Genomic DNA, 10,069 nt, shown 5'->3' with positions numbered 1-10,069 from the left:
ATCTGAATTCCAGATTCATGAGCACCCCCCAGCTTTCGACGCGGCAACTGACGGCTTTCGTGACGCTGGCGCAGGAGCGCAGCTTCACCCGCGCGGCGGCGGCCTGCCACCTGTCGCAGCCGGCCTTCAGCGCGCTGATCCGCGGCCTGGAAGACAGCCTGCAGGCCCGCCTGTTCGACCGCGACACCCGCAGCGTGCAGCTCACGGCCGAAGGCCGCCTGTTCGAGCCCTCGGCGCGCCAGCTGCTGGGGGACTTCGCCACCGCCGTGGCCGACCTGCGCGACCACGTGCAGCGGCGCAAGGGCCGGGTCCACGTGGCGGCGCTGCCCTCCCTGGCAGCGGGCTGGCTGCCGGCCATCTTCAGCGAGTTCCGCGCCAACTGGCCCGGCATCGAACTGGGCCTGAGCGACATCCTGTCGGACGGCTGCATCGACCTCGTGCGCAGCGGCAAGGCCGACTTTGCACTGGCCAGCGCCGGCACCGGCGTGGCGGGCCTGTCCACCGAATTGCTGTGCGCCGACCGCTTCTGGCTGGTGTGCCGCGCCGACCACCCGCTGGCCACCGCCAGGCAGCTTTCACTGAAGGCGCTGGCCCGGCACCCGCTGATCCACCTGTCGCGCAACAGCAGCGTGCGCCAGGCGCTGGACGCGGCGCTGCACCCGGTCAAGGCCCACAGCGTGCTGGAGGTGGACCAGCTCGCCACCGTGATGGGCATGGTGGAGGCGGGCCTCGGCATCAGCATCATTCCGGCGTTGACGCTGTTTCATTTCGAGCGCGACACGCTGGCGCGCCGGCCGATCACCGCGCCGGGGCTGACGCGGCGCATCTACGTGGTGCGCCGCAGCGACAGCAGCCTGTCGGTCGCGGCGCGGACGCTGCACGACCTGATCGTGCAGCGCATGAAAACCGCGCGCCCTCAGCCCACTGCGGCGCGCAGCTTGCCGTAAACCTTCCAGAACGCCGCGTCCTGCGTTGTCGCGAAGTTGATGCGCATCAGCGTCGATGGCTTGCGCTCGGCATGGAACAGCGCACCCGGCGCGAGCAGGTAGCCCTCGTCGAGCATGCGCTGGGCCAGCGCGTCGGTGTCCACGCCGGTGTCGACCCAGCCAAACAGGCCCACGGGCTCGGCCGCAAACGTGCAGCCCGCGTTGAGCGCGAGCTTGACGCTGCGCGCGCGCGCCGCGTCCAGCCGGGTGCGGATGCGCTCGGCGTGGCGGCGCAGCTGGCCCTGCTCGATGCACAGGGCCAGCGCCTTTTCCAGCAGCGCGGGGGTGGTCAGCGTGGCCAGCAGTTTGGTGTCCAGCAGCGGCTCCACCAGCGCGGGCGGCGCGGCCAGAAAGCCGATGCGCCAGTTGGGCGCGAGGATCTTGGCAAAGCCGCTCACGTAGATCGTGCGCTGCAGCCCGTCCAGCGCGGTCAGGCGGGTCGCATATTCGGGGGCGATGTGGCTGTAGGTGTCGTCCTCGACGATGTGGAAGTTGTGCTGGTTGGCCAGCTGCAGGATGCGGTGCGCGCTGCCCGGCGACAGGCAGTAGCCTGTGGGGTTGTGGAACACGCTCACGCTCACATACAGCTTGGGCTGGTGGATCTCGCAGTACTTCGCCATGACCTCCAGGTCGGGGCCGTCGGCGCGGCGCGGCACCGGCAGCACGCGCATGCCCAGCGCCGCCAGCCGCGCAAACTCCACGGCCCAGCCGGGCTCTTCCACCATCACCGGGTCGCCGGCGCGCAGCAGCGTGCGGCTCACGATGTCCAGCGCATGCGTGGCGCCCACCGTGGTGATGAGGTGCTCGGGCGGCGCGTGCACGCTCAGCGTGGCCAGCTTCTTGGACAGCACGCGGCGCAGCCCGCCATCGCCCAGCGGCTCGCCGTACTGCGACGAGAAATCCTGCAGGGCCCGGGTGCCCGTGACCTTGCGCACCGCGGCCGGCATGAAGGTGGACTCCAGCCAGTCGGGCGGGAACACGCCCATGCCCGGCTGCGGCTTGTTGCTGATCTTGTGGAACATGCCGCGGATCAGCGCCGTGGCGTTGACCGGCGCCGCGCTGCCCGCGGCGCGCCGGGCCACCATCCAGTGTGCGGTGCTCCAGTTCGCAGCGGCCAGGCCGGCCCCCTCGCCCGCTCCTGTTTCAATAGCATCTTGTGCAGACTCGGCGCGGGCTGGCGGCATTTCCCGCACAAAGAAGCCGCGGTTCTTGCGGGCCTCGACCAGGCCCTGGGCCAGCAACTGGTCGTACGCCGCCACCACGGTGGACGGGCTCACGCCGTGCTGCTGCGCGCACTGGCGCACCGAAGGCAGGCGCGCGCCCGGCGCCAGCAGCCGGGTGCGGATGCGCTCGGCAAAGCGCTCGCTCAGCTGCTCGGTCAGGGATTGCGCGGAGGTCTTCATCAACATGGCGGGGCATCCTTGCGTGTACTGTCATCGCAGCCAATACAGATCACGAACTGCGCTGCTTGTCTGTACTGGTCGTGTACTGGTTCAGAAGATTACATTGAATGCCGTGACCTGACAAGACCACCCACCGCCACCGCCCTGACCATGAGTGCCTCCGAGCTGACTGCCCTGCTGATGTTTTGCACCGCGATGAGTTTTTCGCCGGGGCCCAACACCACGCTGTCCACCGCGCTGGCAGCCAATGGCGGCCTGCGCCGCGCGCTGCGCTTCTGCCTGGCCGTGCCCACGGGCTGGACCCTGCTGATGCTGGCCACCGGCCTGGGCCTGGGCGCCGCCATCACCGGCGTGCCCGCGCTGCGCTGGGCGGTCAAGCTGTTCGGCGTGGCCTACATGCTCTGGCTGGCCTGGAAGCTGGCGGGCGCCGGCCAACTCTCACAGGTGGATGCCTCGCGCCTGAACGTCACCTTTTCGCAGGGCGTGGGCCTGCAGTTCCTCAACATCAAGGCCTGGATGCTGGCGCTCACGCTCACCGCGGGCTGGGTGGTCAACGCCGCCGGACAGCCCGCGACCAACCCGGGCGAGCGGCTGGCCATCATCTGCGCCGTGATGATGCTGTTTGCCTTCACCAGCAACTTCACCTATGCGCTGGTGGGCTCGCTGCTGCGCCAGTGGCTGGCGCTGGGCAAGCGCCTCCTGTGGTTCAACCGCGCTCTGGCGCTGGTGCTGGTGGCCACGGCTTTATGGATGCTCAGCGTATGAATGCCGCCAGGGAAAAAGAGGCCCTGCTCTGGGGCCTGGTGGGGGTGACGCTGTTTGCCGCCACGCTGCCCATGACGCGGCTGGCCGTGGGCCACGCCGACGCGCCGCAGCTCTCGCCCTGGTTCGTGACCTTCGGGCGCGCGGCCGTGGCCGGCGTGCTGTCGGTGGCCTACCTGCTCTGGCAGCGCGCCCGGGGCCGGCTGCGGGTGCCGCAAAGGTCTGAATGGCCGCTGGTGGGCATGACGGCCTTTGGCGTGATCGTGGGTTTCCCGCTGTTCCTCGCGCTGGCGCTGCGCCATGTGCCCAGCACCCATGGCGCGGTGGTCACGGCGCTGCTGCCGCTGTCCACCGCCGTGCTGGGTGCGCTGTGGTTCCGCCAGCGCCCCTCGGCCGGCTTCTGGGCCTGCGCGGTGCTGGGCAGCGGCCTGGTGCTGGCCTACATGGTGTGGCGCGCCGGCGGCTTCTACCTGGGCGTGGCCAACATCTACCTGATCATCGCCATGACCACGGGCGCCTTTGGCTACATCGGCGGCGCGCGCCTCACGCCGCGCCTGGGCGCTGAGCAGGTGATCTGCTGGGTGCTGGTGAGCTGCCTGCCGCTGACCGTGCCCATGGCCTGGCTGTTTGCGCCGGCCGACTGGTCGGCCATTGCGGCCATGAGCTGGCTGGGCTTTGCCTATGTGGCGCTGTTCTCCATGTGGATCGGCTTTTTTGCCTGGTACCGCGCGCTGGCGCTGGGCGCGGTGCGGGTCAGCCAGATCCAGCTGGTGCAGCCATTTTTGAGCCTGCTGTTTGCCGTGCCGCTGGCCGGCGAGCGGCTGGACAGCGTCACGCTGGTCTTCGCCATCGCCGTGATCGCCACCGTGTACGCGGGCAAGAAGATGCCGGTGCACGCACCAGGAGCCCCCGCATGAAGATCAACGACATCCCTTTTGGCACCACCGACTGGGCCCGCGTGCCGCGCGAGGAAAAGAGCGCGCAGGCCGGCCAGGCCTTCTGGCGCACGCAGCAGTTTGGCGATGTGCGCGTGCGCATGGTGGAGTACACGCCCGGCTACGTCTCGGACCACTGGTGCACCAAGGGCCATGTCCTGCTGTGCCTGAGCGGTGAGCTTCATACCGAACTGCAGGACGGCCGATGCTTCACCCTCACACCCGGCATGAGCTACCAGGTGGCCGACCAGGCCGAGCCCCATCGTTCCACCGCGCCGCAGGGCGCCACCCTTTTCATCGTGGACTAGGAGCCCCTGGATGTACGCCGCTGCCTTCATCTTCGAGCCAGGCACCTATGACGAGCGCTTCCACGCCCTGGACGCGCAGATTGAAGCCGCCGCCGCGGCCAACGCGGGCTACCTGGGGCGGGAAACCTGGTATTCCGAAGACCGCTCCCGGATCAACGCCACCTACTACTGGCGCGATCTTGAGGCGCTGAAAGTTTTCTCCCAGCACCCGCAGCACCTGCAGGCCAAACGCGAGTACCAGCGCTGGTACAAGGGCTTCCACATCGTCATTTCCGAGGTCGTCCGCTCCTACGGGGACGGCGTGCTCGGCCATGTCACCCCGAATTCAAGATCACCCCGCCCCACTGGAGTACGACCATGAAACTCAACGACCTGAAAACCACCGACTGGACCCTGGCGCGCCGCGCCGAGAAGATGAACCCCTCGGTCATCCGCGAAATCCTCAAGGTCACCGAACGCCCGGGCATCATCAGCTTTGCGGGGGGCCTGCCCTCGCCCAAGACCTTTCCGATCGACGCCTTTTCAGAGGCCTGCGCCAAGGTGCTGCGCGAAGACGGCCAGGCCGCGCTGCAGTACGCCGCCAGCGAGGGCTATGCACCGCTGCGCGAGGCCGTGGCCGCGCAGCTGCCCTGGATGGTGGACCCGTCGCAGGTGCTGATCACCACCGGCTCGCAGCAGGGCCTGGACCTCGTGGCCAAGGTGCTGATCGACGCCGGCAGCCGCATCCTCGTCGAGACCCCGACCTACCTGGGCGCGCTGCAGGCCTTTGCGCCCATGGAGCCCGAGGTGGTGAGCGTGGCCAGCGACGCCGAAGGCGTGGACGTGGACGACCTGGCCCGCAAGGCCACGGGTGCGCGCTTCCTCTACGTGCTGCCCAACTTCCAGAACCCCACCGGGCGCACCATGAGCGAGGCGCGCCGCGCCGCGCTGTCGGCGCGCGCGGCCGAGCTGGGCCTGCCCCTGATCGAGGACAACCCCTATGGCGACCTGTGGTTCGACGCCCCGCCGCCGCTGCCGCTGACCGCGCGCAACCCCGAGGGCTGCATCTACATGGGCTCGTTCTCCAAGGTGCTGGCGCCCGGGCTGCGGCTGGGCTATGTGATCGCGCCCAAGGCCGTGGCCCCCAAGCTGCTGCAGGCCAAGCAGGCGGCCGACCTGCACAGCCCCGGCTTCAACCAGCGCATGGTGGCCGAGGTCATGAAGCACGGCTTCCTGGACCGCCATGTGCCCACCATCCGCGCGCTGTACAAGTCGCAGCGCGATGCGATGCTGGCCGCGCTCACCAGGGAAATGGCGGGCCTGGACGTGCAATGGAACACCCCCGATGGCGGCATGTTCCTGTGGGCCCGGCTGCCCGCCGGCATGAACGCGGTGGACCTGCTGCCCAGGGCCGTGGACAAGGGCGTGGCCTTTGTGCCCGGCGCCGCCTTCTACGCCGACAACGCCGACCCACGCACGCTGCGCCTGAGCTTTGTCACGGCCAGCGTGGACCAGATCAACACCGGCATGGCAGCGCTGGCCGCGGCGATCCGCGAATCGCGGGAAGGCTGAGCATGCTGCATGTCTGGGGCCGCCTGAGTTCGATCAACGTCCGCAAGGTGGTCTGGACGGTGCAGGCCCTGGGCCTGACCCACCAGCGCACCGACGCCGGCGGGCCGTTTGGCATCGTGCACAGCCCCGACTACCTGGCACGCAACCCGAACGCGCTGGTGCCCCTGATCGAGGACGACGGCTTCACGCTGTGGGAGTCCAACGTGATCGTGCGCTACCTCTGCGCCCGGTATTCAAGCGGCCAGCTTTACCCTGAAGGACTGCCCGCGCGCTTTGACGCCGAGCGCTGGATGGACTGGCAGCAGACCACGTTGAACCCGGCGGGCCGCGACGCCTTTGTGCAGCTGGTCCGGCGCCCCGGCGGCCAGGTGGACGCTGCCAGGGTGGACGCCTCGGTGGCGGCCACCGGGCCGCTGCTGGACCTGCTGGACGCCCACCTGGCCCGCCGCCCCTTCATGGCGGGCGACACGCTGACCATGGCCGACATTCCCGTGGCCTGCGAGATCCACCGCTGGTGGGGCCTGCCGCTGGCCAGGGCGCCGCGCCCGCATCTTGAGCGCTGGTACCAGCAGATGCTGGACCACCCCGCCTCGCGCGGCGTGCTCGACCTCCCCCTGTCCTGAAAGAGAACCCCATGAAAACCCGTGCGTTCAAGCAAGTCGATGTGTTCACCGCCGTGGCCTACCGCGGCAACCCGCTGGCCGTGGTACTGGACGGCAGCGGCCTGGGCACGGACGACATGCAGCACTTCACCCACTGGACCAACCTGTCGGAGGCCACCTTCCTGCTGCCGCCCACTGACGAAGGCCGCGCCGCCGGCGCCGACTACCGCGTGCGCATCTTCTGCCCGGGCCGCGAACTGCCGTTTGCCGGCCACCCCACCCTGGGCAGCTGCCATGCCTGGCTGGAAGCCGGCGGCCGGCCCGCGGGCGAGCATGTGGTGCAGGAGTGCGGGATTGGCCTGGTCAAGCTGCGCCGCCATGGGGGCCGCCTGGCCTTCGCCGCGCCCCCGCTGCGCAAGAGCGGCCCGCTGGCCGAGGATGACGTGGCGCTGATCGCGCGCGGCCTGGGCGTGGCGCGCGGCGACATCGTGGCCCATGCCTGGTGTGACAACGGCCCCAACTGGCGCGGCGTGATGCTCAGGTCCGCGCAGCAGGTGCTTGCACTCAAACCCGACGGCAGCGTGCTGGCGGGGCTGGACATTGGCGTGGTTGGGCCGCGCGGCAAGGTGGGCGTGGTCGGGCCCGCCACCGCCGACGAGGACGGCATCGCCTTTGAAGTGCGCGCCTTCTTTCCCGGCAACAACGGCCTCACGGAAGACCCGGTCACGGGCAGCCTGAACGCCGCGCTCGCCCAATGGCTGATTGGCGCCGGCCTGGCGCCCTCAAGCTACGTCGCCAGCCAGGGCACGGCCATGGCGCGCGCCGGCCGCGTGCATGTGGAGCAAAAGGGCGCCGACCTCTGGATCGGCGGTGACTCGGTCACCTGCGTGGACGGGAGCGTGCTGCTATGAGCCTTGTTTCCTCCCGCATCGACCACCTCGTGGTGGTGGCGCCCGACCTGGGCACCGGCGTGGCCTGGTGCGAACGCACCCTGGGCATCACCCCCGGCCCGGGCGGCGAACACCCGCTGATGGGCACGCACAACCGGCTGTTCCGGGTTGCCACGGTGGATTATCCGCGTGCCTACTTCGAGATCATTGCTATCAATAGTGGAGCAGAGAAGTCCCGCCCCTCCTGGACTCAACGCTGGTTTGACATGGATCAGGGCGACGTCCAGGCCCGGGTGGCCACGCACGGCCCGCAACTGGTTCACTTTGTGGCCAACACGCCTGATGTGGCCGCCGCGGTGGCGGCGCTGGAGGCCCTGGGCATTGACCGCGGCCCGGCCATGGCGGCCTCGCGCGACACGCCGCGCGGCCTGCTGCAGTGGCAGATCACGGTGCGCGACGACGGCCAGCGCCTGTTCCACGGCGGCCTGCCCACGCTGATCGAGTGGGGCGACATGCACCCTGCCAGCGGCATGCCCGAATCGGGCGTGACACTGCAGTCGTTCACCGTGCACCACCCCGAAGCCGAGGCCCTGCAGGCCGCCCACACCGCCGTGGGCCTGCAGGGCGTGACCGTGCGCCCCGGCGCCCCCAACCTGGTGGCCACCCTGCGCACGCCGCGCGGCCTGGTCACGCTCGAATCGAAAGGTCTTTGACATGACCCCCACGCTTGCCACTTCGTGTGCTTCGCTGCCCCCCGAGGGGGCCTCAGTCGCCTTGGGGCGGCCCGGCGGCAACTGACATGACCCCCACGCTTGCCACTTCGTGTGCTTCGCTGCCCCCCGAGGGGGCCTCAGTCGCCTTGGGGCGGCCCGGCGGCAACTGACATGATGACCCCCACGCTTGCCACTTCGTGTGCTTCGCTGCCCCCCGAGGGGGCCTCAGTCGCCTTGGGGCGGCCCGGCGGCAACTGACATGCTCACCTTCACCGAACTCGGCTGGTTCGCCCTGGCGGCGCTGGCGCTGGTGCTCACGCCCGGCCCGAACATGATTTATTGCGTCTCGCGCACGCTGGTACAGGGCCGCCGCGCGGGCCTGCTCTCGCTGGCCGGCGTGGTGCTGGGCTTTGTGGCGCACCTGATGGCCGCGGCCCTGGGCCTGACCGCGCTGCTGGCGGCCGTGCCGGTGGCGTTTGACGCGATCCGCCTGACCGGCGCAGCCTACCTGCTGTGGCTGGCCTGGCAGGCCATCAAGCCCGGGGGCAGCGCGCCGTTCGAGGCCCGCGCCCTGCCCGTGGACCCGCCGGGCAAGCTGTTCCGCATGGGCTTTCTGACCAACCTGCTCAACCCCAAGGTGGCCATGTTCTACCTGTCGTTCTTTCCGCAGTTCCTGCACCCCGAACGCGGCAGCGTGCTGCTGCAAAGCCTGGCGCTGGGGGCGGTGCAGATCGCGGTGAGCGGCGGCATCAATGTGCTCATCATCCTGTGCGCCGGCCGGCTCACGGCCTTCCTGTCGCGCAGCGCAGGCTGGCTGCGCGCGCAGCGCTACGTCATGGGCAGCGTGCTCGCGGCGCTGGCCGTGCGCATTGCCTTCACGGAGAAAACATGAACTTCAGCCGCGACGAGGTCCAGGCCGCCCAGCGCACCGTGTACGCGGCCATGCCGCCCACGCCGCAATACGCCTGGCCGCTGCTGCAGCAGCGCCTGGGCTTCAAGGCCTGGGTCAAGCACGAGAACCACACGCCGGCCGGCGCCTTCAAGGTGCGCGGCGGGCTGACCTATTTCGACGCGCTGCGCCAGTCGGGCGCCGCGCTGCCCGGCGTGATCAGCGCCACGCGCGGCAACCACGGCCAGTCGGTGGGGTTTGCGGCGCGCCGCCACGGCCTGGCCGCCACCATCGTGGTGCCGCACGGCAACTCGGTGGAGAAGAATGCCGCCATGCGCGCGCTGGGCGTCACGCTGGTGGCGCATGGCGAGGACTTCCAGGCCGCGCGCGAGCACGCGGTCGGCCTGGCCGCAGCCCAGCGCCTGCACATGGTGCCGTCCTTCCACCGTGACCTGATCCGCGGCGTCATGACCTATTGGGTGGAGTTCTTCGAGAGCTTTGCCGCGGGCGAGGCGCCCGCCGTGGTGTTCGTGCCCATTGGCCAGGGCTCGGGCTTTTGCGCGGCAGCGGCGGCGCGGGCGCACACGGGCGCGCGCTGCAAGCTGGTGGGCGTGGTCTCGGCCCATGCCACGGCCTACCTTGATTCGTTTCGCGCCGGCAAGCTGCTCGAGGCGCCGGTCACGACCCAGCTGGCCGACGGCATGGCTTGCCGCGTGCCTGATGCGCAGTCACTGGCCGTGGTGCTGCGCGAGGCCGACGAGGTGGTGGCCGTGACCGACGCCGAAGTGGCGCACGCCATGCGCGTGCTGTTTGCCGACACCCACAACGTGGCTGAAGGCGCCGGTGCCGCGTCGCTGGCCGCGGCCATGCAGCAGCGTGAACGCCTGCAGGGCCAGGCCGTGGGCATCACCCTGTGCGGTGGCAATGTGGACAGCGAGGTGTTCGCGCGGGTGCTGGCGGGCGGGAACGCCTGAAGCCCTGGTGTCCCGCGCCAGACAGCGACGGGCCCATTGGTCGCGGGGGTGACTTG

Annotated in this window: 12 protein-coding genes; 11 read left to right on the top strand and 1 reads right to left on the bottom strand. The window is 69.9% G+C overall.

The window, feature by feature from the left end:
• Positions 1-17: 17 nt before the first annotated feature.
• Positions 18-947, top strand: coding sequence for a LysR family transcriptional regulator (locus tag KF796_05215; GenBank protein ID MBX3586024.1), 930 nt, complete (start codon positions 18-20; stop codon positions 945-947).
• Here the strand turns inward: KF796_05215 and KF796_05210 are convergent.
• Entirely contained in the window at positions 917-2,395 is a 1,479-nt protein-coding gene (locus KF796_05210; GenBank protein ID MBX3586023.1) for a PLP-dependent aminotransferase family protein, read from the bottom strand. The two genes, KF796_05215 and KF796_05210, sit on opposite strands and share 31 nt — an antisense overlap.
• 144 nt (positions 2,396-2,539) lie before the next feature.
• On the opposite strand from KF796_05210, the gene KF796_05205 reads away from it, so the two are divergent.
• From KF796_05205 to KF796_05160, 10 genes are all read left to right on the top strand, one after another.
• Entirely contained in the window at positions 2,540-3,154 is a 615-nt protein-coding gene (locus KF796_05205; protein MBX3586022.1) for a LysE family translocator, read from the top strand.
• Entirely contained in the window at positions 3,151-4,068 is a 918-nt protein-coding gene (locus KF796_05200; GenBank protein MBX3586021.1) for a DMT family transporter, read from the top strand. Before KF796_05205 ends, KF796_05200 begins: the two co-directional genes overlap by 4 nt.
• Complete coding sequence (locus KF796_05195) at positions 4,065-4,394, top strand: DHCW motif cupin fold protein (GenBank protein MBX3586020.1); 330 nt, start codon at positions 4,065-4,067, stop codon at positions 4,392-4,394. The genes KF796_05200 and KF796_05195 overlap by 4 nt, the downstream gene beginning before the upstream one ends.
• Before the next feature lie 10 nt (positions 4,395-4,404).
• Positions 4,405-4,755 carry a DUF4188 domain-containing protein gene (locus KF796_05190; GenBank protein ID MBX3586019.1) on the top strand — a complete coding sequence of 117 codons (351 nt, stop codon included), beginning with the start codon at positions 4,405-4,407 and terminating at the stop codon, positions 4,753-4,755.
• Positions 4,752-5,945, top strand: a complete 1,194-nt coding sequence (locus KF796_05185) for a PLP-dependent aminotransferase family protein (GenBank protein MBX3586018.1) — start codon at positions 4,752-4,754, stop codon at positions 5,943-5,945. Before KF796_05190 ends, KF796_05185 begins: the two co-directional genes overlap by 4 nt.
• Positions 5,946-5,947: 2 nt before the next feature.
• Entirely contained in the window at positions 5,948-6,568 is a 621-nt protein-coding gene (locus tag KF796_05180; protein ID MBX3586017.1) for a glutathione S-transferase, read from the top strand.
• A gap of 11 nt (positions 6,569-6,579) precedes the next feature.
• On the top strand, positions 6,580-7,458 hold the full coding sequence (locus KF796_05175) for a PhzF family phenazine biosynthesis protein (GenBank protein ID MBX3586016.1): 879 nt from the start codon (positions 6,580-6,582) through the stop codon (positions 7,456-7,458).
• Positions 7,455-8,150 carry a VOC family protein gene (locus tag KF796_05170; protein ID MBX3586015.1) on the top strand — a complete coding sequence of 232 codons (696 nt, stop codon included), beginning with the start codon at positions 7,455-7,457 and terminating at the stop codon, positions 8,148-8,150. Before KF796_05175 ends, KF796_05170 begins: the two co-directional genes overlap by 4 nt.
• A gap of 259 nt (positions 8,151-8,409) precedes the next feature.
• The gene (locus tag KF796_05165) at positions 8,410-9,042 is read left to right on the top strand and encodes a LysE family translocator (GenBank protein ID MBX3586014.1); all 633 of its coding nucleotides are present in this window, start codon (positions 8,410-8,412) and stop codon (positions 9,040-9,042) included.
• Positions 9,039-10,013, top strand: a complete 975-nt coding sequence (locus tag KF796_05160) for a threonine dehydratase (protein MBX3586013.1) — start codon at positions 9,039-9,041, stop codon at positions 10,011-10,013. The genes KF796_05165 and KF796_05160 overlap by 4 nt, the downstream gene beginning before the upstream one ends.
• The last annotated feature ends 56 nt before the right edge of the window (positions 10,014-10,069 follow it).

Source organism: Ramlibacter sp. (genome assembly GCA_019635435.1).
Classification (GTDB): domain Bacteria; phylum Pseudomonadota; class Gammaproteobacteria; order Burkholderiales; family Burkholderiaceae_C; genus JAHBZM01.
The sequence above is the reverse complement of the archived record's forward strand: the minus strand, read 5'-3'. Positions and strand labels throughout refer to the sequence as shown.